This window comes from Kribbella sp. NPDC050241, assembly GCF_044459685.1.
Taxonomy (GTDB): domain Bacteria; phylum Actinomycetota; class Actinomycetes; order Propionibacteriales; family Kribbellaceae; genus Kribbella.
Window position 1 is genome coordinate 588896 of sequence record NZ_JBITJE010000005.1, and the last position, 20070, is coordinate 608965.

The 20070-nt window shown below is 68.1% G+C and carries 22 protein-coding genes; 12 read left to right on the forward strand and 10 right to left on the reverse strand.

Annotated elements, in window-relative coordinates:
* Positions 1–90: 90 nt before the first annotated feature.
* The 6 genes from rpsB to ACIBG5_RS26380 all read left to right on the forward strand — a co-directional run bounded on the left by rpsB (position 91) and on the right by ACIBG5_RS26380 (position 4994).
* Entirely contained in the window at positions 91–1137 is a 1047-nt protein-coding gene (gene rpsB / locus ACIBG5_RS26355; protein WP_396394097.1) for a 30S ribosomal protein S2, read from the forward strand.
* An 84-nt stretch (positions 1138–1221) separates the two neighbouring features.
* Positions 1222–2040 (forward strand): translation elongation factor Ts, encoded by an 819-nt coding sequence (gene tsf / locus ACIBG5_RS26360; protein ID WP_131354969.1) that lies wholly within the window; start codon positions 1222–1224, stop codon positions 2038–2040.
* A gap of 55 nt (positions 2041–2095) precedes the next feature.
* Positions 2096–2857 (forward strand): UMP kinase, encoded by a 762-nt coding sequence (pyrH, locus tag ACIBG5_RS26365; protein WP_238163420.1) that lies wholly within the window; start codon positions 2096–2098, stop codon positions 2855–2857.
* Between the two features lie 139 nt (positions 2858–2996).
* Entirely contained in the window at positions 2997–3551 is a 555-nt protein-coding gene (frr, locus tag ACIBG5_RS26370) for a ribosome recycling factor (RefSeq protein ID WP_396394174.1), read from the forward strand.
* Positions 3551–4399 (forward strand): phosphatidate cytidylyltransferase, encoded by an 849-nt coding sequence (locus ACIBG5_RS26375; RefSeq protein WP_396394098.1) that lies wholly within the window; start codon positions 3551–3553, stop codon positions 4397–4399. Before frr ends, ACIBG5_RS26375 begins: the two co-directional genes overlap by 1 nt.
* A gap of 4 nt (positions 4400–4403) precedes the next feature.
* Positions 4404–4994, forward strand: a complete 591-nt coding sequence (locus ACIBG5_RS26380) for a GNAT family N-acetyltransferase (RefSeq protein ID WP_396394099.1) — start codon at positions 4404–4406, stop codon at positions 4992–4994.
* Here ACIBG5_RS26380 and ACIBG5_RS26385 read toward each other — a convergent pair.
* Both ACIBG5_RS26385 and ACIBG5_RS26390 read right to left on the reverse strand, forming a co-directional pair.
* Positions 4984–5985 (reverse strand): LLM class flavin-dependent oxidoreductase, encoded by a 1002-nt coding sequence (locus ACIBG5_RS26385; protein WP_396394100.1) that lies wholly within the window; start codon positions 5983–5985, stop codon positions 4984–4986. The two genes, ACIBG5_RS26380 and ACIBG5_RS26385, sit on opposite strands and share 11 nt — an antisense overlap.
* A 31-nt stretch (positions 5986–6016) precedes the next feature.
* Complete coding sequence (locus tag ACIBG5_RS26390; protein WP_393397090.1) at positions 6017–6421, reverse strand: MarR family winged helix-turn-helix transcriptional regulator; 405 nt, start codon at positions 6419–6421, stop codon at positions 6017–6019.
* Positions 6422–6482: 61 nt separating this feature from the next.
* On the opposite strand from ACIBG5_RS26390, the gene ACIBG5_RS26395 reads away from it, so the two are divergent.
* On the forward strand, positions 6483–7397 hold the full coding sequence (locus ACIBG5_RS26395) for an LLM class flavin-dependent oxidoreductase (RefSeq protein WP_396394101.1): 915 nt from the start codon (positions 6483–6485) through the stop codon (positions 7395–7397).
* 198 nt (positions 7398–7595) lie between these two features.
* Positions 7596–8279, forward strand: a complete 684-nt coding sequence (locus ACIBG5_RS26400; RefSeq protein WP_396394102.1) for a C39 family peptidase — start codon at positions 7596–7598, stop codon at positions 8277–8279.
* Between the two features lie 36 nt (positions 8280–8315).
* Here ACIBG5_RS26400 and ACIBG5_RS26405 read toward each other — a convergent pair whose 3' ends face one another.
* A complete protein-coding gene (locus ACIBG5_RS26405) occupies positions 8316–9170 on the reverse strand; it encodes an oxidoreductase (RefSeq protein ID WP_396394103.1) in 855 nt (284 codons plus the stop codon).
* A gap of 71 nt (positions 9171–9241) precedes the next feature.
* On the opposite strand from ACIBG5_RS26405, the gene ACIBG5_RS26410 reads away from it, so the two are divergent.
* Together ACIBG5_RS26410 and rlmN are read left to right on the forward strand one after the other, a co-directional pair.
* A complete protein-coding gene (locus ACIBG5_RS26410; protein ID WP_396394104.1) occupies positions 9242–10144 on the forward strand; it encodes a LysR family transcriptional regulator in 903 nt (300 codons plus the stop codon).
* Between the two features lie 67 nt (positions 10145–10211).
* The gene (gene rlmN, locus ACIBG5_RS26415) at positions 10212–11333 is read left to right on the forward strand and encodes a 23S rRNA (adenine(2503)-C(2))-methyltransferase RlmN (protein ID WP_396394105.1); all 1122 of its coding nucleotides are present in this window, start codon (positions 10212–10214) and stop codon (positions 11331–11333) included.
* 5 nt (positions 11334–11338) lie between these two features.
* Here rlmN and ACIBG5_RS26420 read toward each other — a convergent pair whose 3' ends face one another.
* Complete coding sequence (locus ACIBG5_RS26420) at positions 11339–12043, reverse strand: alpha/beta fold hydrolase (RefSeq protein WP_396394106.1); 705 nt, start codon at positions 12041–12043, stop codon at positions 11339–11341.
* Between the two features lie 39 nt (positions 12044–12082).
* Here ACIBG5_RS26420 and ACIBG5_RS26425 point away from each other — a divergent pair, with 39 nt between their 5' ends.
* Entirely contained in the window at positions 12083–12544 is a 462-nt protein-coding gene (locus tag ACIBG5_RS26425) for a GNAT family N-acetyltransferase (RefSeq protein ID WP_396394107.1), read from the forward strand.
* Here the strand turns inward: ACIBG5_RS26425 and ACIBG5_RS26430 are convergent.
* Positions 12537–13631 carry an LOG family protein gene (locus ACIBG5_RS26430; protein ID WP_396394108.1) on the reverse strand — a complete coding sequence of 365 codons (1095 nt, stop codon included), beginning with the start codon at positions 13629–13631 and terminating at the stop codon, positions 12537–12539. The genes ACIBG5_RS26425 and ACIBG5_RS26430 overlap by 8 nt on opposite strands.
* A gap of 66 nt (positions 13632–13697) precedes the next feature.
* Between ACIBG5_RS26430 and ACIBG5_RS26435 the strand changes: the two genes are divergently transcribed.
* Complete coding sequence (locus ACIBG5_RS26435; protein WP_396394109.1) at positions 13698–14987, forward strand: aspartate aminotransferase family protein; 1290 nt, start codon at positions 13698–13700, stop codon at positions 14985–14987.
* Positions 14988–15049: 62 nt separating this feature from the next.
* Here the strand turns inward: ACIBG5_RS26435 and ACIBG5_RS26440 are convergent, their stop codons facing one another.
* The 5 genes from ACIBG5_RS26440 to ACIBG5_RS26460 all read right to left on the reverse strand — a co-directional run bounded on the left by ACIBG5_RS26440 (position 15050) and on the right by ACIBG5_RS26460 (position 20054).
* A complete protein-coding gene (locus ACIBG5_RS26440) occupies positions 15050–15961 on the reverse strand; it encodes an amino acid ABC transporter permease (protein WP_396394110.1) in 912 nt (303 codons plus the stop codon).
* Positions 15958–16647, reverse strand: coding sequence for an amino acid ABC transporter permease (locus tag ACIBG5_RS26445; RefSeq protein WP_396394111.1), 690 nt, complete (start codon positions 16645–16647; stop codon positions 15958–15960). The genes ACIBG5_RS26440 and ACIBG5_RS26445 overlap by 4 nt, the downstream gene beginning before the upstream one ends.
* An 80-nt stretch (positions 16648–16727) precedes the next feature.
* Complete coding sequence (locus ACIBG5_RS26450) at positions 16728–17570, reverse strand: glutamate ABC transporter substrate-binding protein (protein ID WP_396394112.1); 843 nt, start codon at positions 17568–17570, stop codon at positions 16728–16730.
* 50 nt (positions 17571–17620) lie between these two features.
* Positions 17621–18382, reverse strand: a complete 762-nt coding sequence (locus ACIBG5_RS26455; RefSeq protein WP_396394113.1) for an amino acid ABC transporter ATP-binding protein — start codon at positions 18380–18382, stop codon at positions 17621–17623.
* A 121-nt stretch (positions 18383–18503) separates the two neighbouring features.
* Entirely contained in the window at positions 18504–20054 is a 1551-nt protein-coding gene (locus tag ACIBG5_RS26460; RefSeq protein ID WP_396394114.1) for an amidohydrolase family protein, read from the reverse strand.
* Positions 20055–20070 lie beyond the last annotated feature (16 nt).

Genomic DNA, 20070 nt, shown 5'->3' on the forward strand with positions numbered 1-20070 from the left:
GCGGTCCACCCCGGTCCGCCGCGAGACAACCGAGACTGCGCCGACCGGACCGAGCGAACCCGGGAAAGCGCGACAGGAGGCAACACCCTCATGGCCGTCGTGACCATGAAGCAGCTCCTCGAGAGCGGCGTGCACTTCGGGCACCAGACCCGGCGCTGGAACCCCAAGATGAAGCGCTACATCCTCACCGAGCGCAACGGCATCTACATCATCGACCTGCAGCAGTCGCTGTCGTACATCGACCGCGCCTACGAGTTCGTCCGCAGCACGGTCGCCTCGGGCGGGGCGATCCTGTTCGTCGGCACCAAGAAGCAGGCTCAGGAAGCGATCGCCGAGCAGGCGACCCGGGTCGGCATGCCGTACGTGAACCAGCGCTGGCTGGGCGGCATGCTCACCAACTTCCAGACCGTGAACAAGCGGCTCCAGCGGCTCAAGGAGCTGGAACTGCTCGACTTCGACGACGTGGCGGCCTCGGGCGTCACCAAGAAGGAGCTGCTGCAGAAGCGGCGCGAGCACGACAAGCTTCTGAAGACCCTCGGTGGTATCCGCGACATGGCCCGGGTTCCGGCCGCCGTGTGGATCGTGGACACCAAGAAGGAGCACCTCGCCGTCGACGAGGCGCGCAAGCTGAAGCTGCCGATCATCGGCATCCTGGACACCAACTGCGACCCGGACGAGGTCGACTTCCCGATCCCGGGCAACGACGACGCGATCCGCTCGGTCGGCCTGCTGACCCGCGTGGTCGCAGACGCCGTCGCCGACGGCCTGATGGCCCGTTCGGGTCAGGGTGCCGCCGCTGCCGGTGAGGAGCTCGGCGCCGAGGAGCCGCTGGCCGCCTGGGAGCGCGAGCTGCTGGAGAGCCAGAACGGCACCTCCGAGGCCAAGTCCGCTGATGGCGACGCCGCGAAGGCTCCGGAAGCCGCCGAGGCGCCGAAGGATGCCGCCGCTGACGCGCCGGCCGCCGCTGCCGAGGAAGCCCCGGCTGCTGTCGAGGAGACCCCGGCGGCTGTCGAGGAGACCCCGGCTGCTGTCGAGGAGACCCCGGCCGCTGTCGAGGAGACCCCGGCTGCTGTCGAGGAGACCCCGGCCGTCGACGCCGTGAAGGCCGACGAGGCCCCCAAGGCCGACGAGGCCTGACAGCCCTGAGTTGCCGCCCGGTTCACACCGGGCGGCACTCGAGCCCGCCTATCCAGCCGCATCGACAAGACGAGAGAACGAGGAATGGCGAACTACACCGCCGCTGACGTGAAGAAGCTCCGCGACGCCACCGGCGCGGGCATGATGGACGCGAAGAAGGCGCTCGAGACCACCGACGGCGACTTCGAGAAGGCGATCGAGGAGCTGCGCATCCACGGCGCGGCCAAGGCCGCCAAGCGGGGCGCCGAGCGCTCCGCCACCAACGGCCTGGTGGCCGCGGCGGAGAACGCGCTGGTCCAGCTGAACTGCGAGACCGACTTCGTCGCCAAGAACGAGCAGTTCCAGCAGCTGGCCGCCGACATCGTCGCGCACGCCGCCGCCAGCAAGGTCGCCGACGTCGAGGGCCTGCTGAGCGAGAAGCTGTCCGACGGCAAGAGCGTCGCCGAGAACATCGAGGCGCTGGCCTCGGTCATCGGCGAGAAGCTCGAGCTGGGCAAGGTCGCCGTGTTCGACGGCCAGGTGACGGCGTACATGCACAAGCGTGCCGCCGATCTGCCGGCCCAGGTCGGCGTGCTGGTCGAGTTCGAGGGCGACAACGTCGAGGCCGCTCGTGGTGCCGCCATGCAGGCCGCCGCGATGCGCCCGCTGTACACCACCCGCGACGAGGTCCCGGCCGAGACGGTCGAGAACGAGAAGCGGATCGCCGAGGCGACCGCCCGCGAGGAGGGCAAGCCGGAGCAGGCTCTGCCGAAGATCGTCGAGGGCCGGGTGAACGGCTTCTTCAAGGACGTCGTCCTGCTCGAGCAGGCGTCGGTCCAGGAGAGCAAGAAGACCGTGAAGGCCGTGCTCGACGAGGCCGGCGTGACCGTGAAGCGGTTCGCCCGCTTCGAGGTCGGCGCCTGAGCTTCGGGATCTTCGAAGGATCAGCAAGACAGCAACGATCGAGGAGGCCGGAATCGTGACGGAAACCCTGGGTACCGAGACGAGTCCGGCCTCTTCGCCGTTCGCGCCGGCCTATCACCGGGTGCTGCTGAAGCTGTCGGGTGAGGTGTTCGGCGGCGGCAAGCTCGGCGTCGACCCTGACGTGGTGAACTCCATCGCCAAGCAGATCGCGGGGGTGGCCCGGGCCGGCGTCCAGGTCGCCGTGGTGGTCGGCGGTGGCAACTTCTTCCGCGGTGCCGAGTTGCAGCAGCGCGGGATGGAGCGCAACCGGGCCGACTACATGGGCATGCTGGGCACGGTGATGAACTGCCTGGCGCTGCAGGACTTCCTGGAGAAGCTCGGGATCGAGACCCGGGTGCAGACCGCCATCACGATGGGCCAGGTCGCCGAGCCGTACATCCCGCGCAAGGCCGAGCGGCACCTGGAGAAGGGCCGCGTGGTGATCTTCGGCGCCGGTTCCGGCATGCCGTACTTCTCCACCGACACGGTTGCCGCGCAACGGGCGCTGGAGATCGGCGCCGAGGCGCTGCTGATGGGCAAGCAGGGTGTCGACGGGGTCTACGACTCCGACCCGAAGAAGAACCCGGACGCGGTGAAGTTCGACCAGTTGTCGTACGACGACTTCCTCGCCCGCGGACTGCGGGTCGCCGACGCCACCGCGATCAGCCTGGCCCGCGACAACGCGCTACCGATCGTGATCTTCGGCCTCGAGGAGGGCAACATCGCCCGGGTCGTGCACGGCGAGAAGATCGGGACCATCGTTTCTCCCGGTCAGTAGTCCCCCGGCCGCAGCCGGTACCGCGGCGTACCACTAGGATCGTTCGACACGGGTGGATGTCCGTTATCTGGTAAACCTGCGTTCGTAGGGTATGCAGTGGCCGCGCCGAGGCGGCCCTGAGGAAGCGAGGAATGTCGTGATCGACCAAGCTCTCCGCGAAGCCGAGCAGAAGATGGCGAAGGCTGTGGAGGTCGCGAAGGACGACTTCGCCGCGATCCGCACCGGCCGGGCCCACCCGCAGATGTTCGCGGGCATCCTGGCCGACTACTACGGCAGCCCGACGCCGCTGCAGCAACTGGCCGGTTTCCAGGTCCCGGAGCCCCGGACCGTGCTGATCTCGCCGTACGACAAGGGTGCGATGGCGGCGATCGAGAAGGCGATCCGCGACTCGGACCTGGGGGTGAACCCGGGCAACGACGGTTCGGTGATCCGGGTGGTGATGCCGCAGCTGACCGAGGAGCGGCGCAAGGAGTACATCAAGGTCGCCAAGACCAAGGCCGAGGAAGCCAAGGTCTCGGTCCGCAACATCCGCCGGCACGCCATGGACCAGGTGCACAAGACCGTCAAGGACGGCGATGCGGGCGAGGACGAGGGCAAGAGTGCTGAGAAGCGGCTCGACGGGTTGACGAAGAAGTACGTCGACTCGATCGACGATCTGCTCAAGCACAAGGAAGCCGAACTGCTCGAGGTGTGATGGGCGTCGACAGCACGCCCACGCCGAGTCCCAGCCCGAGCCGCGCCGGGCGGAATCTGCCTGCGGCCATCGCGGTCGGGGTCGGTCTCGGCGCCCTGATCCTCGGATCGCTGTTCTGGCAGAAGGTTCTGTTCGCCGTCCTCGTGCTGGCCGCCGTGCTGGTGGCCGTCGACGAGATGATCAAGGCTCTGCGTGCGGGCGGCGCGGTGATCCCGAGGATCCCGCTGTTCGCCGGTACGACGGCGATGCTGATGGCGGCGTACTTCTGGGGACCGATGGCGCTGCTGATCGCGCTCGCGCTCACGGTGCTGGCGACGATCTGGTGGCGGATGCCGGGCGGATCGGTCGGGTTCGTCCGGGACGCGAGCGCCGGGGTGTTCCTGATCGGCTACGTGCCGCTGCTGGCCGGCTTCGCGATCCTGCTGGTCCAGCCGGAGTCGGACGGCCCGCAGCGGGTTCTGACCTTCTTCCTGGTCGTGGTCGCCAGTGACGTCGGCGGCTACGCGGCCGGGGTGCTGTTCGGCAAGCACCCGATGGCTCCGACGATCAGTCCGAAGAAGTCCTGGGAGGGCTTCGCGGGCTCGACCCTCGCGTGCATCGGTGCCGGCATCGGTTCGGTCGTGTGGCTGCTCGACGGGGACTGGTGGGCCGGTGCGATCGTCGGCGCGGTGGCCGTGCTGACAGCCACGGTGGGCGATCTCAGCGAGTCGATGATCAAGCGCGACCTTGGCATCAAGGACATGTCCAACCTGCTGCCGGGGCACGGCGGTGTGATGGACCGGCTGGACTCGTTGCTGGCCACGGCCCCTGCGGTCTGGCTGCTGCTGCATCTTCTGGTGAAGGGGTGAGCGCATGACGGTGGCGCCCGACGGACGGTCGCTGGTAGGCGAGGTCGTCCGGCTGGACCGGCTGCAGGACGGCGACATCGAGGAGTTGTACGCCGCCATCGGCAACGAGCAGGTGTACGCCGCCGGCTTCGCCGGTGGAATCGCCGGGATGCCGGCCGATGCCGAAGCCATGCGGGCGCAATGGATCCCGTCATCGGAGCAGCGCTACGCGTACGCGGTCCGGTTGGTTGCCGACGGCACCCTCGTCGGTACGTCGAGCCTCGGCGACGTCGACCTGACCAACGAATCGATCCACCTCGGCTGGACCGGCTACGCGCCGGCGGTCTGGGGTACGGCGGTGAACCCGGCGGCCAAGCTGTTGCTGCTCCAGCACGCCTTCGAGGACTGCGGATTCGGCCGGGTGAAGATCCAGACCGGCTCGACGAACACCCGGTCGCAGGCGGCCATCGCCAAGCTCGGTGCGACCCGCGAAGGCATGTTGCGCCGGGAGAGACGGCAGGCCGACGGTTCGTTCCGCGACACCGTGGTGTTCTCGATCCTGGTCGACGAGTGGCCCGAGGTCCGCAAGCGCCTCGAGGACCGGCTCAGCCGCTGACGGTACGGCGAGTGCCCGCCAGCTCGGCCAGAGCGGCGTACGACGCGACCAGGTCGGCCCGGTCGTAGGTGTTCGTGGTGATCAGCACTTCGTCGGCGGCGGTACGACGTACCAGCCCGCCGAGGGCCTCGTCGACCTGGTCGGGTGTGCCGTAGATCTGGCCGCGGAGCGACTGCTCGAAGAGCTCGCGCTCCTTCGCGGTCAGGTCGCCAGGTACCGAAGGCTCCAGCGGTGGGAACACCCCGCGCGTGCGCGAGTAGGCACTCGCCCATGCCTCGGGCAACAGCAACTGCCTGGCCTCCTCCGTGGTCTCCGCAACAGCGGCAGTCACCGCGAGTACGACGTACGGCCGCGGAGCCCACGTGGACGGCTGGAACTCGGCGCGGTAGCCGTCGACCAAGTGGAGCAGTGCCGACTCATCCCTGCCGGCGATGACCAGGGGGAGTCCGAGCGAAGCGGCGAGGCGGGCGCCCTCGCCGACAGCGAGGATGAAGGGTGGGATGCGCAGACCTTCTCCGGGACGAGCGTGGACCTGGTTCTGCAGTGTGCCGGTGAAGTAGCCCAGTAGCTCCTGGACCTGTGCGGCGAAGTCCTCGGCCGCGTCCTTCTCGACGCCCAGGGCGCGGCGGATGCCGTTGGTGAAGCCGACAGAGCGGCCGAGGCCCATGTCGATGCGGCCCGGGTACAGCGACTCCAGCACTCCGAGCTGCTCGGCGACCACGAGCGGCTGATGGTTCGGCAGCATCACACCGCCGGTGCCGACGCGGATCCGGCTCGTGCGGGCCGCGATCGCGGCTGCCAGCACTGTGGGAGCCGATCCGACCACTCCGGGCACGCTGTGGTGCTCTGAGACCCAGAAACGCTTGTAGCCAAGCTCTTCCACCTGCTGCGCGAGCTCGACGGTCGCACGCAATGTCTCTGCTTCCGTCTCACCTGCCCGCGTCCGCGAGCGGTCCAAGACGGAGAGCGGAACCCCAGTGAGAGCAGCCATGACCTCATTTCCAACTGCGGCTGCCCAGCGGTCATTCCCCGAGCAGCAGCCGCAGATCCTCACGGAACCGGTCGGCATCCGGCAGCGAGGCCAGGAACTCGCGCTCAACCTCCAGCCGCACCCGCTCCGCCTCCTCGAACGTCGACTCGCCCTTGGCGGTGAGCACCACGACGTTGCGCCGCCGGTCCTCCGGACTGCGCCGGCGCTCGACCAGTCCGCGTTCCTCCAGGCTGTCGAGCAGGTCGCCGATCGAGGTCCGGTCGACTCGGAGCCTGGACGCGACCTCCAGTTGCGAGAGCGGCTCACCGGCAACCACTGCGGACAGTACGGCGAGATCCCGGCCGTTCAGCCCGTACGGGGCGAGCGCTTTGGCCTGCTCGTCGGTCAGCTGCGCGAGGACATGTTTGAGCAGATACCCCAGCCGGTCGGACATCATGGGCCAAATCTACCGCTCCACTGATCGTCAGGACTGCTGATCATCAGCTACCCTGACGATTATGACTCTGACTTTCGGCTTGAAAACCACCCCGATGCATGTCCCGTACGCCGACATCCAGCGCGTCTGGCTCGAGGCCGACGAGTTCCCGCAGTTCCGCGACGCCTGGTTGTGGGACCACTTCCTGCCGCTCGTCGGGCCCAAGGACGGCGACGTACTGGAAGGCTGGACGCTGCTCACCGCGCTCGCCGCGCAGACGACCCGCCTTCGCTTCGGTCTGCTCGTGACCAGCAACCGCGTCCGCGCGCCCGCCGTACTCGGCAAGATCGCCAGCACCCTGGACGTGATCTCGGGCGGCCGGCTGACCATGGGCCTCGGTGCCGGCGGTACGCATCAACCGCCCGGTGCCGGAGGTATCGCCGGACCGAACCCGGCCATCGCGGAGTACGAGGCGTACGGGCTGACGCTGGTCCCGCCGGGGGAAGGGGTGGACCGACTCCGCGAGACCATCGAGATCCTGCGCGGCATGTGGACGCAGGACGTCTTCGACTTCCATGGCCGGTACTACAGGCTCGAGCGGAACCGGAACGAGCCCAAGCCGATCCAGCGACCGGGACCGCCGCTCCTGATCGGCGGCTGGGGCAACCGGATGATGCGGCTGATCGCCGAGTACGCCGACATCTGGAACATCAGCGGCCCGCCGCACACCGACTTCGAAGTTCTCGCCGACCGGGCCCGTCGACTCGACGCGGAGTGCGCCCGCATCGGCCGCGACCCGGCCACAGTCAGCCGCGCGCTGCAGCAACTCGTCTCGTACGACGATCCGGCCGCGACCCGAACGATCATCCGCCGGGCGGCTGGGCTGGGCTTCGACCACATCGTGCTCTCGCTGACCCGCCCGTACCCGGACCGGGCGGTTCAGTGGCTGGTCCGGGAGATCATCGATCCGGTGCTCGAGGAGACCTCCGCAGCCTGACCTTTCGAGCTGGATGGAAAGGGTTGGTCATTTTTCACGCCACGCCGGCGGGACTGGAAACCGCTTCTGACCTGGGGAAACACCAGTCGCGCCGGCGCCGGGACGGGCGCTGGAGGGGTTTACAAGGTGGGGCGGCAGGAATGCACTCAGTGATGGGACGACCACGCCCCGGCGTCCCTGTGAGGCTGAGGAGCTGACATGAGGCATACGACGACGAAACTCAAGGCCGCACTGAGCGGTCTGACCCTGGTCGCGGCAGCAGCGTTGCCGATGGCATCCACTCCGGCGACCGCGGTGCCAACCGCGCCCGCCATCTCCGCCGAGGCCGCTGCGGCCGCCAAGCCGGTGCCGACGCTCGGCTACTCGACGCAGGCCGTCAAGACGCTGCCCATCGACTTCCAGTACCAGCAGACCGGCTACTGGTGTGGCCCGGCAGCGACCCGGATCGCCCTGTCCGCCCGGATCTCACCGCCGAGCCAGCAGCAGCTGGCCAACGAACTGCCCACCACCACGAACGGTACGGACTGGATCGGGCAGGTGACCCGGGTGCTCAACAACCACCTCGGCACCGGCTGGTACGAGACCAAGGAGATGCCGAACGACCCGCCCACCCAGGCGCAGCGCGACCTGCTCTGGCGCGACGTCACCCTCGACATCGACAACAACTACCCGATCGTCGCGAACATCGTCGCCCCGGCCAGCAACCACCCGCCGGGTTACCCGAACTACACGATCTACCACTACTTCACCGTGATCGGGTACGACTCCAGCGACATGACCGTGCTGATCGCCGACCCGGCCGGCTTCGCCCCGACCGCGACGTACTGGCTCACCTTCAACCAGCTCGCCACACTGATTCCGCCGAAGGGCTACTCGGCCTGATACTCCAGCGGGCTGGAGTGCGACCGCTCCAGCCCGCTACTCGATGGCAGTGGACCGGCTGAGCTGCTCCCACTCGGTCACCTCGGCCAGGAGCGCCTCATGGTGTGCGCGGAGCCCGTCGACTGCGTCATTGCCGAGCAGCAGGCGCAGTGGCGGGTTGTCGCTGTCCAGCGCCTTCATGATCGCCGCGACGCCCTTGACCGGGTCGTTCGGCTCGGAGTCGAGCAGCTGTCTGGTCGCGACCCGGGTCGCGCCGGCGGTGTCCCGGTAGCTGTCCAGCTCGGCGGTGGCTCGCTTGTTGCGGTTGAACTCGGTCCGGAAGGCGCCCGGCTCCACCAGAAGGATGCGGATCCCGAGGGGTGCGACCTCGGTCGCCAGCGCTTCGGACAGACCTTCCAGCGCGTACTTCGCCGCGTGGTACGCGCCGTAGCCGGGATAGGTTTTGAGCCCGCCGAGTGAGCTCATCTGCACGATCGTTCCCGAGCCCTGCGAGCGGAACAATGGCAGGACGGCCTTCGTCATCTCGGCTGCACCGAAGAAGACGACGTCGAGTTGTTCGCGCAGATCCGCCATCGACACCTCCTCGACGGCGCCGAGCACCATCGAGCCGGCATTGTTGACCAGTACGTCGATCCGGCCGAAGACCGCGATCGTCGCCTGCACCGCGGCCTCGATCGAGGCAGAGTCGGTCACGTCCAGTACGGCCGTGCTGACCCGGCCCTGGCCCGGCTCGGCCAGGTCGGCCAGGGTTTCGGGCCGCCGGGCCGTGGCCATCACCCGGTCTCCGGCCGCGAGAGCGGCCAGGACGAGCTCCCGCCCGAAGCCCGTGGAGCAGCCGGTGATCAGCCAGACCCGGCCTTGTTCGTCGTGTTTTTCCAGTGTGTTGTTCACACTTCGAGTCTTCGTCCGGGGCCGCTTCCGGGGCCAACATCGGCTGCCTGGCGCGGCAGTAGCCTGGGCCTGTGACCCCAGAGCTCCGGCAGTTGCGGTACTTCGTCGCGGTGGCGGAGGAGTCGAGCTTCACCCGGGCGGCGGCGCGGCTGACCATCGCGCAGCAGTCCCTGTCGCAGCAGATCACGTTGCTGGAGCGGATGGTCGGTGCGAAGCTCTTCGACCGCGACAGCCGGGGCACGGCGCTGACCGAGGTCGGCGCGGTCTTCCTTCCCGAGGCGCGAGCGGTGCTGGCGCGTGCGGATGCGGCGATGAGCGTCGTCGGCCAGGCAGTCCGTGGCGAGGCCGGGCAGCTGCGGCTGGCGTTTCTGGCGACGACGGCGAACTATCTGCTGCCGCCGGTGGTCCGGGCCGTACGCGAGCGCCTTCCCGAGCTGCGGCTGTCGACCGAGGAGACCACGATCAGTCAGCTGGTCGAGGGCATCACCAGCGGCCGGTACGACGTCGCCTTCTCGCGACCACCGCTGGTCGACACGCTGGCGACCCGGACGCTGATCGCTGAGGAAGTCTGCGCGGTGCTGCCGGCTGGGCATCCCCTGGCCGGCCGCAGCGAACTGAAGCTCACCGAGTTGGCCGGTGACCCGTGGCTTCTGACTCCGCGGAGCTCCTGGGGACCGTGGCACGACTTCTACGACGAGGAGTTCCGGGCGGCCGGATTCGTGCCGAACGTGGTGCACCGCGACTCGAGCGTCCAGGTGCTGCTCGGAATGGTGGCAGCCGGTGTCGGGGTGACCAAACTGGCCCGGTCGGCGCAGAGCCTGCGTCGTACCGGGGTGGTCTTCGTCCCCGTGGCCGGTCAAACCGTCTCGACGGAGATGGTGTGGTTGCCCGCCAATCCGTCGCCGATCCTGCTCGCCGTCCGGGACGTGGTGGTCGAGCTGGCCGAGTCCGGTCAGATCACCACCACCGGCTGAGGGGTGACAGGGGTCATGGGATGTGAATTTGTGAACGGTCGGGGCGGCGGGCGACAATAGGTCGGTTATGACTACCTCCCTTCCCCTTGTTTTCGATGAACCGCGCCGTGCCAAGAAGCCGCCGCGGCATCTGGCCGATCTCACCGGGGAGGAACGGCGTACGGCGGTGGCCGCGCTGGGCGAGCCCGCGTTCCGGGCCAAGCAGTTGTCGAACCACTACTTCTCCCGGCTGGTGTCCGACCCGGCCGAGATGACCGATCTTCCGGCCGCGACCCGGGACAAGCTGGTGGCCGAGCTGATGCCACCGCTGCTGACCCGGGTGCGTGACCTGGAGTGCGACAACGGGCAGACCCGCAAGACGCTGTGGAAGCTGCTGGACGGTTCGCTGGTCGAGTCCGTCCTGATGCGGTACACGGACCGCACCACCATGTGCGTGTCGTCGCAGGCCGGCTGTGGGATGGCGTGCCCGTTCTGCGCGACCGGTCAGGCCGGCCTGACCCGGAACATGACGACCGCGGAGATCGTCGAGCAGGTCGTCGACGGTGCCCGGGCGCTGTCCCGCGGTGAGATCACCGGCGGGCCGGGCCGGGTCAACAACATCGTGTTCATGGGCATGGGCGAGCCGATGGCCAACTACAAGGCCGTGATCGGTGCCGTCCGCCGGTTCACCGACCCGTCGCCGGAGGGCCTCGGGATCTCGGCGCGCGGTGTCACCGTGTCGACGGTCGGCCTGGTGCCGCGGATCAACCAGCTCTCCACCGAGGGCATCCCGGTCACGCTCGCGCTGTCGCTGCACGCGCCGGACGACGAGCTGCGCGACGAGTTGGTGCCGATCAACAACCGGTGGAAGGTCGACGAGGTGCTCGACGCGGCGTGGGGGTACGCGCGGCAGACGAAGCGCCGGGTCTCGATCGAGTACGCGATGATCCGTGACATCAACGACCACGCCTGGCGCGCGGACCTGCTGGCGGAGAAGCTGGCCGCCCGTGGCGACTGGGGCTGGGTGCACGTCAACCTGATCCCGCTCAACCCGACCCCAGGCTCGAAGTGGACCGCCTCCGATCCGGCCGACGAGCGCGAGTTCGTCCGCCGCCTCCAGGCCGGCGGCATCCCGACCACGGTTCGCGACACCCGCGGCCAGGAGATCGACGGAGCCTGCGGCCAGCTCGCCGCCGCCAACAAGTCCTGATCCCGTCAGGCCAACCCGTCCAGCAGCTTGGTGAGAGCTGCGGGTTGGGAGAACATCGGCCAGTGGCCGGTGGGTAGCTCGAGCAGCTCCCAGGACGGGCTCTTGAGCTGCTCGGCGACGTCTGCCGAAGGCGTGGCGCCGTCCAGCAGGCATTTGAGGTACGTCGTGGGCAGGTCGCCGATCGGGCAGGTCAGTCGGGCCGGCTCCGAGATTGCCCGGCCGGGGTGCGGCGTACTGCGAGCGACGATCAGCGCTATCGCCTCGTCGGAGAGATCCTGGTCGGCGTAGTCCTCGGCGGTGAGCGGTGGCCAGAACCCGCCGGACTCGGCCAACTGCCCCTCGACCCAGGCGCGTCCCTCGGTGGACCAGCCGTCGACGAACGACTTCCCGTCGGCGGGGATGTTCGAGTCGACGTACACCACTCGCCGCAGCCGGTCGCCGATCCGCCCGGCGGCCTGGCCGACCGGGATCCCGGAGTAGCTGTGCCCGGCGAGGACGACGTCCCGCAGATCGTGGCTCTCGATCACCGCCACGATGTCGTCGACGTGTTGCTGCTGTCCGACCTGAGCGGAATCCGGACCGTGCCGCTCGGCCAGCCCGCTCAGCGTCACCGGATAAACCCCGTGCCCCTCCGCGCGCAGCCCTGCCGCCACCTCGTCCCATGCCCACGCACCGAGCCACGCCCCTGGCACCAACACGAAGTTCGTCATGCCGCGCACGGTAGACCAAGCCTCCGACAAACTTGGGGCATGCGTGGTGAGGTACGTCGGTACGAGGAGAAGGATCGGCAGGCGGTGCTCGACCTGGCGCCGCGACTGATGGAGGGAGTGGCCCGCTGGCGCTCACCGGATGGAGTGCGTGCGGCTGTCACCGGCTGGGTCGTCGAAGCGGTCGAGCGAGCCGCCGAACCAGGCCGCTTCGTGTACGTCGCCGAGATGGACGGTGTGGTCGCCGGCTTCGTCTCCGGCGAGCGGCGGACGCACTGGTCCGGTGACCAGGAGCTGTACGTCGGTGAGCTCGTGGTGTCCACGAGTCACGAAGGCGAAGGCGTCGGCCGCGCTCTGATCGACGCTGTGACCGACCACGCACGTCGCTTTGGCGTCACCACGATCACGCTCGACACCGGCGCCGCCAACATGTCCGCACGCGGCTTCTACCGCAGCCTCGGCTTCGAGGAGGAGGACGTGAAGCTCACCAGGGTCCTCAGCTGACCAGCGCGGTCGCCTCGTCGATGGTGTCGACCAGGTGGAGTGACGTCGCCATCGCGCGTTTCGCGGCCAGGGACTGCAGCAGCGGCCAGACCGGCAGCTTGACGGTCCAGTGCTCGACGTCGACGAGGATGAGCGGGATCTGGGTCGCCGGATCGCCGTAGTAGTTCGGTGTCACCGCCTGGAAGACCTCCTGCACCGTTCCGGCCGCGCCGGGGAGGTAGACGATCCCGCCCTTCGCCCGGCTGAGCAGCACGTCCTCCCGCTGGGCGTTGGAGAAGTACTTGGCGATCGACGACGCGAACACGTTCGGTGGCTCGTGCCCGTAGAACCACGTCGGGATCGACACCCCGCCGGCGCCGGGGAACTCACGCCGTACGCGGAGCCCCACGGCGGCCCACTCGGCCACCGAGGGTTTGAACGACGGTACGGCGGCCAGCGCGGCCAGTGCGGTGTCGACGGCGGACTCGTCGTACCCGGACAGGGATGCACCGAGGTTCGCCGCCTCCATGGCGCCAGGACCGCCGCCGGTCACCACGGTGCGGCCCGTCCGGGCGAGGCTGCGCCCGAGCATGACGGCCGACCGGTACGACGTACTCCCGCGGGCGACACCGTGTCCGCCCATGACACCGATCCACGGCTGGTCGGTGGGCAACTCGTGGAGCGCGTCGGCGATGGAGTGGTCGTGCAGGGCGGCCGCGAGGGTCCGGCTGGTGTCGCCCTTCTCGTCGTGCTGCCGGGACCATGCGTAGATCCGCGCGTCCGGTGTGGCGTCGTACCCGTTCTCGAGGTCGGCGTAGAGCTCCTCGGCGTCGTACAGCGTGCCGCGGTAGGCGTCGAAGGGCAGGGACGGGATCGCCGGGAACACGAGCCCGCCGCCGTCGCGGATCCAGGCGTCGGCCTTCTCCTCCAGCACGCAGCCGAGGAACAGGGAGCCCATCGGGCTCAGCCCGAGCAGCTCCGCCGTCCGGCCGGTCAGGTCGACCGACTGAACCCGCCAGCCCGCCATCGAGGTGGCGCCCGCCGCCACGATCCGGTCGAAATGCGCCAAGGATTCGATGTCCACGTGCGGGATGCTCGGCAATGTCACGCAGAGCACCTTAACCGTCATAGAAGCCCACTATGAGCGAGCGACGCGATGAGGTAATGCTTAGGCATGACACATGCGGAGCTCTGGGAGCGTCACAAGGCCGTCATGCCGGACTGGCTCGCGTTGTACTACGAGGAGCCGATCGAGATCGTGCAGGGATCGGGCCGCCGGGTGACCGACGGCCAAGGTGCCACCTATCTCGACTTCTTCGCCGGCATCCTGACCAACGCGATCGGCTACGACATCGCGGAGATCTCCGACGCGGTGCGTGAGCAACTGGCCACCGGTATCGCGCACACCTCGACGGTCTACCTGATCCGCAAGCAGATCGAGCTGGCCGAGCAGATCGCGCAGCTGTCCGGGATCCCGAACGCCAAGGTCTTCTTCACCAACTCCGGCACCGAGGCGAACGAGGCGGCCCTGATGCTGGCCACCCAGCGGCGCCGGTCCAACCAGGTGCTGGCGATGCGCAACTCCTACCACGGCCGCGGTTTCGGCACGGTCGCCATCACCGGCAACCGCGGCTGGTCCGCGAGCAGCCTGTCACCGGTCAACGTCCAATACGTGCAAGGTGCTTACCGGTACCGCAGCCCGTTCCGTGACCTGCCCGACGCGGCCTACATCAAGGTCTGCGTCGACGATCTGCGCAACGTCATCGAGACCACGACCGCGGGCGACGTCGCGTGCCTGATCGCCGAGCCGATCCAGGGCGTCGGCGGCTTCTCGTCCGGCCCTGACGGCCTGTACGCCGCCTTCAAGGAGGTCTTGGACGAGTACGGCATCCTGTTCATCTCCGACGAGGTGCAGACCGGCTGGGGCCGCACCGGCGAGCACTTCTGGGGGATCCAGGCGCACGACATGGTGCCGGACGCGATGACGTTCGCCAAGGGCCTCGGCAACGGGTTCGCGATCGGCGGTGTGGTCGCGACGCCGGAGCTGATGGACAGCCTGAGCGCCAACTCGCTGTCGACGTTCGGCGGCAACCCGATCTCCACCAGCGCGGCGAAGGCGACGCTGGACTACCTGCTCGACCACGACCTGCAGGCGAACGCGGCCAAGCGCGGCTCGCAACTGGTCGACGGCCTGCGCGGCATCTCCGAGGAGTTCCTCGAGCTCGGCGACGTCCGCGGCAAGGGCCTGATGCTGGCCGCCGAGATCGTCAAGCCGGACGACAACAGCCCCGACCCGGCCACCACCGCCAAACTCCAGCAGGAGACCAAGAACCGGGGTCTCCTGGTCGGCAAGGGTGGCCTGTACGGCAACGTCCTCCGGATGGCGCCACCGATGACGTTGACCGAGGACGAGGCCACCGAAGCCCTCGAGATCATCCGCGACTCCTTCAACACCCTGCGCTGAGGAGCTTCTCGAGCAAACGAAAAGGGTCCCGGGGAATTGCTTCCCGGGACCCTTTCGCGTGATCAGTTGGCCGAGGGTGGCCCGTCGCCCATGGTCAGCGCCTCGGTGGTGCCGACGGCGGACTGGTCGAGCGGTTCGGCCGTCAGCGGACCGCCGGCGGAGCGGCCGCGGCGGCGCATCAGGCGCTCGACCCGCTGTGCGAGCAGGCTCAGCAGGTAGTTGATGATCACGAAGATCGCGCCCACGACGATCAGCGCCGGGAGCAGGTTCGACTTGTAGTTGCCGATCTGCTCGGCTTTCCGGAGCAGTTCCTCGTAGGTGATGATGTAGCCGAGCGCGGTGTCCTTCAGGATCACCACCAGCTGGCCGACGATCGCCGGCAGCATCGCGGTGATTGCCTGCGGCAACAGGATCATCCGCATCGACTTCCCGGTGGTCAGGCCGATCGCCATCGCGGCCTCGCTCTGCCCCTTCGGCAGGGAGTACACCCCGGAGCGGACCAGTTCGGCGACCACCGCGCCGTTGTACAGCGTGAGAGCGGTGACGACGGCGGCCAGAGCGAGCCGATCCGGCGGGAACAGGTCGTAGTTCGCGTACAAGGCGTACGTGAACAACATCATCAACAGCACCGGTACCGCGCGGAAGAACTCCACGACGATGCTGCTGGGCCACCGGATCCAGACCTGGGTGGACAGCCGGCCGACACCGAGCAGGATGCCGAGGACCATCGCGAAGACGACCGAGATCGCGGCCGCGGTGAGCGTGCCGATCAGGCCGGGGATCAGGTACTCGGTCCAGATCTCACCGGTCAGGAACGGCTCCCACTTCGCCGCGGTGAGCTGTCCCTTCTCGTTGAGCTTGTCGATCACGAACCACAGCGCCAGCAGCAGGATCAGGACGCTGGCGACGCCGACCGCGGCGTACAGGCGCTTGGCGCGCGGGCCGGGCGCGTCGAACAGGACGGTGCCGCTCATCGCTTCACCGCCAGTCGCTTCGACATCGAGGTGAACAGGATGCCGATCGGCAGGGTCAGGATCACGAAGCCGACCGCGAAGATGCCGAACACGACGAAGAGCACGTCCGGACGGTCCTCCATCATCACCTTCATCACCGCAGATGCTTCGGTCACGCCGATGACCGAGGCAACCGTCGAGTTCTTGGTCAGCGCGATCAGCACGTTGCCGAGCGGTGCGATGGCGCCGCGGAACGCCTGCGGCAGGACGACGTACCACAGCGTCTTCAGGAACGGCAGGCCGATCGCCCGGGCCGCCTCGGCCTGGCCGAGCGGGACGGTGTTCACGCCGCTACGGATCGCCTCGGCGACGAAGGACGCGTGGTACACCGACAGACCGAGGACGGCCAGCCGGAAGTTGTTGTCGGTGATGAAGGTGTTCGAGTCCTTGTTCGCCAGCGAGACGCCGAGCTGCAGGAACAGCCCGAGGTTGCAGAACACGATGACCAGCGTCAGCGGTGTGTTCCGGACGATGTTCACGTAGGCGGTGCCGATGATCTGCAGCACTCGGACCGGGGAGACCCGCATCACCGCCACCACCGTGCCGATCAGCAGTGCGAACAGTGCCGACAGCAGCGTGAGGTAGATGGTCGTCCGGAACGCTTGCAGACCGTCGTACTCGGAGAAGAACTCCGATATCACGTCCATGATTCTCCTGCTGGGGAACGAGGCGGAGACCAGCACACCGGGGAGGGACCGCGGACGGTCCCTCCCCGGAGCATGCTAGGTCAGGCGCAGGCGTCGAAAGTCTTCGGCGGGTTGGTGGCCTTGTCCAGCGTCAGACCGGCCTGGCCGAGGTTCTTGTCGAAGGCCTTCTGCCACTCGCCGGAGTCGACCATCTTCTTCAGCGCGTCGTTGACCTTGGTGCAGGTCTCGGTGTCGCCCTTCTTCAGGCCGACGCCGTAGCGCTCGGTCGAGAAGGTCTTGCCGACCACCTTGAACTTGCCCTTGTTGGCTTCCTGCGCGGCGTAGCCGGCCAGGATGGTGTTGTCGGTGGTGAGCGCGTCGATCGCGCCGGCGCCGAGGGCCTCGACACACTTGGAGTAGGTGTCGTACTCCTGCAGCTGCACCGTGTCGGCGAACTGGTCCTTGACCTTCTGCGCCGAGGTGGAGCCGGTCACCGAGCACAGCTTCTTGCCGCCCAGCGACTCCGGTCCGGTGATGTCGGTGTTGTCGGAGCGGACCAGCAGGTCCTGGCCGGCCACCATGTACGGACCGCCGAAGGAGACCTTCTCCTTGCGCTTGTCGGTGATGGAGTAGGTCGCGAAGATCATCTTGACCTGACCGTTGGCCAGCAGCGTCTCGCGCTGGGCCGACGGGGACTCCTTGAACGTGATGTCGCCGTATCCGAGCTCCTTGGCGACGTACTTCGCGACATCGACGTCCATGCCGGTGTAGTCCGCGCCCTCCTTCAGGCCGAGACCCGGCTGGTCGAACTTGATGCCGATGGTGACCTTCTCGCCACCGCTGGCGCCGGAGCCGGAGCTGGAGTTCGTGTCGTCGCCACAGGCAACCAGTCCGGTCGCCGCCAGGCCCGCGATGCCGAGGGCAGCGATGATTCGCTGTCGCATTGTCTTTTCCTCCGTTGATCAGTACTGCGCTGGGACGGCGTTGTGGACGGTCAGTGGGTCAGGATCTTCGACAGGAAGTCCTGGGCCCGCTTGGTCTGCGGATCGGTGAAGAACCGCTCCGGCTCGGCCTCCTCGACGATCTGGCCGTCGGCCATGAACACGACCCGGTTCGCCGCGCGGCGGGCGAAGCCCATCTCGTGCGTGACGACGATCATCGTCATGCTCTGCCCGGCCAGGTCGACCATCACGTCCAGGACCTCTTTGATCATCTCGGGGTCCAGGGCCGAGGTCGGCTCGTCGAACAGCATCACCTTGGGATCCATGGCCAGCGCGCGGGCGATCGCCACCCGCTGCTGCTGACCGCCGGACAGTTGGGCCGGGTACTTGTCGGCCTGGGCGGTGACGCCGACCCGCTCCAAGAGCCCTCGGGCCTTCTCCTCGGCCCCGGACTTGGACTGGCCACGCACCTTGCTCGGGCCGAGGGTGACGTTCTGCAGGATCGTCTTGTGCGCGAACAGGTTGAACGACTGGAACACCATGCCGACGTCGGCGCGGAGCCGGGCCAGGGCCTTGCCCTCGCTGGGCAGCGGCTGGCCGTCCAGGGTGATCGTGCCGGAGTCGATGGGCTCCAGCCGGTTGATCGCGCGGCAGAGCGTCGATTTGCCGGATCCGGACGGACCGATCACCACGACGACCTCGCCCTTGGCGATGGACAGGTTGATGTCCTTCAGGACGTGCAGGTCACCGAAATGCTTGTTGACATCGGTCAGGGCGACCAGGCCGGTTTTCGTCAAGGTTCCGGAATCGCTCATGGCCAGAACCTACTGGAGTGGGGGGCACGGACAAACGACGCCCCGGTTCCACGGTGGTAACGATCTGCAACAAAGCGGAGCGGGCTGTGACCGACTGGTCACAGCCCGCATGATCTGCGCTTCAGTGTCCATTAACCCCTGTTCCGCAACAGCCACTTGCAGCGATCGCTGCGGCCGACGGCGGCTCCTGGACCGCCGCCTCGACGTCGGCCAGCATGCTCTGACGGGCGGCCGGCGAGATCACCCGGCCGCGAGTGACGACCGAATGGATCCGTCGCGTGTTGCGGATGTCCTTCAGTGGATCGGCCTCCAATACAACGAGATCCGCGATCTTGCGGGGTTCGACCGAGCCGAGATCGTTGCCGAGTCCGAGGAACCTGGCCGGCTCGACGGTGGCCGCGTGCAGGGCCTGTCGCGGGGTGGCGCCGGCCTGGACGAGATGCTCCAATTCGTCGTGCAGAGCGAAACCCGGGACGGAGTACGGCGTACCTGTGTCGGTGCCGGCCAGGATTGGGACGTCGTGGGCAAGAAGTTCGTGGGCGAAGCGCTGCCGCCACTCCCACATCTGCCGCTGGTGCGAGATCTCCTCCGCGGTCCGGTTGGCCTTGTAGAGGTTCTCCATCACGTAGTCGTAGGTTCCGATCGAGTCCGCGCTCAGGTACTTCGTGGTCGCCGGGTCGAGGGCGGTGTAGTCAGGCCGGTCCAGCACGTTGTGCATGGTCAGCGTCGGCGTCACCCGGGTGCGGTTGCGCCGCAGCATGCCGAAGACATCGGCGGCCCGGCTCGGGCTGAAGGTGTTCGCGGCGATCCACTCGATCGGGTGCATCTGCCGGAACCACGCGTTGTAGTCGCCGGTCTTCACGCTGATCGCGCGGACCATCCGGCGTACCTCGGCCTCGCGGGTGGAGACGGACAGGCCGAGTGAGTGGATGTGCTCGATGCTGCGTTGGCCGGCGTTGCTGACCTCCTTCGAGGTGAGCTCGTCGGGACCGTGGCCGTGCACCGTCAGGCCGACCCTGCGCGCCTCGTCGAGGATGGCGGCGTACGCCGGCCGGCCGAGCCGCGAGTAGACCTTCACGAAGTCGGCGCCTTCGGCCTTGACCTGGCGTACGGCGGCCCGCGCGGCGGCAGCGTCCTCGACGACCAGGACATGCAGCAGGTTCGGGTCCCACAGGGTCGGATCGCCGTCGATGATCTGGCTGGCCACGACCATCCGCGGGCCGAGCAGCGTGCCGGCGTCGATCCGGTCACGCCAGTCGTACAAGGCCGGATCGGTGCCGGCCATCTCGCGGACCATGGTCAGCCCGTTGGCGAGGTACAGCGGGGGAGACACCCGCTCGTCGCCCAGGCTGTGCACGTGCATGTCGGCCAGGCCGGGGATGACGAACTTGCCGGTCAGGTCGATCCGGACGGCGCCGCGGGGGACCGGGAGGTTACGGCCGACGCCGATGATGCGGTCGCCGCTGATCAGGACGGTCTGGTTGCGGTCCCGGCGTCCGGTGGCGACATCGATGACGGTGGCGTTGGTGAAGGCGGTGATCGGCGTCGTACCCAAGGAGTTCACCGAGGGCTTCACGAGGGCTGACGCGGTGGTGGCGGTGAAGGAGCCCCCGGCGATCACGGCGGCGCCGGCGGCGGTACGGGCGAGGAACTGGCGACGAGAACTGTTCATGCCCCTCACTATTCTC

What these genes read in the sequence shown, in the direction of transcription:
- rpsB (WP_396394097.1), top strand. Translation starts at nt 91, where the DNA reads ATGGCCGTCGTGACCATGAAGCAGCTCCTCGAGAGCGGCGTGCACTTC.
- tsf (WP_131354969.1), top strand. Translation starts at nt 1,222, where the DNA reads ATGGCGAACTACACCGCCGCTGACGTGAAGAAGCTCCGCGACGCCACC.
- ACIBG5_RS26375 (WP_396394098.1), top strand. Translation starts at nt 3,551, where the DNA reads ATGGGCGTCGACAGCACGCCCACGCCGAGTCCCAGCCCGAGCCGCGCC.
- ACIBG5_RS26380 (WP_396394099.1), top strand. Translation starts at nt 4,404, where the DNA reads ATGACGGTGGCGCCCGACGGACGGTCGCTGGTAGGCGAGGTCGTCCGG.
- ACIBG5_RS26385 (WP_396394100.1), bottom strand. Translation starts at nt 5,985, where the DNA reads ATGGCTGCTCTCACTGGGGTTCCGCTCTCCGTCTTGGACCGCTCGCGG.
- ACIBG5_RS26390 (WP_393397090.1), bottom strand. Translation starts at nt 6,421, where the DNA reads ATGATGTCCGACCGGCTGGGGTATCTGCTCAAACATGTCCTCGCGCAG.
- ACIBG5_RS26395 (WP_396394101.1), top strand. Translation starts at nt 6,483, where the DNA reads ATGACTCTGACTTTCGGCTTGAAAACCACCCCGATGCATGTCCCGTAC.
- ACIBG5_RS26400 (WP_396394102.1), top strand. Translation starts at nt 7,596, where the DNA reads ATGAGGCATACGACGACGAAACTCAAGGCCGCACTGAGCGGTCTGACC.
- rlmN (WP_396394105.1), top strand. Translation starts at nt 10,212, where the DNA reads ATGACTACCTCCCTTCCCCTTGTTTTCGATGAACCGCGCCGTGCCAAG.
- ACIBG5_RS26420 (WP_396394106.1), bottom strand. Translation starts at nt 12,043, where the DNA reads ATGACGAACTTCGTGTTGGTGCCAGGGGCGTGGCTCGGTGCGTGGGCA.
- ACIBG5_RS26425 (WP_396394107.1), top strand. Translation starts at nt 12,083, where the DNA reads ATGCGTGGTGAGGTACGTCGGTACGAGGAGAAGGATCGGCAGGCGGTG.
- ACIBG5_RS26435 (WP_396394109.1), top strand. Translation starts at nt 13,698, where the DNA reads ATGACACATGCGGAGCTCTGGGAGCGTCACAAGGCCGTCATGCCGGAC.
- ACIBG5_RS26440 (WP_396394110.1), bottom strand. Translation starts at nt 15,961, where the DNA reads ATGAGCGGCACCGTCCTGTTCGACGCGCCCGGCCCGCGCGCCAAGCGC.
- ACIBG5_RS26445 (WP_396394111.1), bottom strand. Translation starts at nt 16,647, where the DNA reads ATGGACGTGATATCGGAGTTCTTCTCCGAGTACGACGGTCTGCAAGCG.
- ACIBG5_RS26450 (WP_396394112.1), bottom strand. Translation starts at nt 17,570, where the DNA reads ATGCGACAGCGAATCATCGCTGCCCTCGGCATCGCGGGCCTGGCGGCG.
- ACIBG5_RS26455 (WP_396394113.1), bottom strand. Translation starts at nt 18,382, where the DNA reads ATGAGCGATTCCGGAACCTTGACGAAAACCGGCCTGGTCGCCCTGACC.
- ACIBG5_RS26460 (WP_396394114.1), bottom strand. Translation starts at nt 20,054, where the DNA reads ATGAACAGTTCTCGTCGCCAGTTCCTCGCCCGTACCGCCGCCGGCGCC.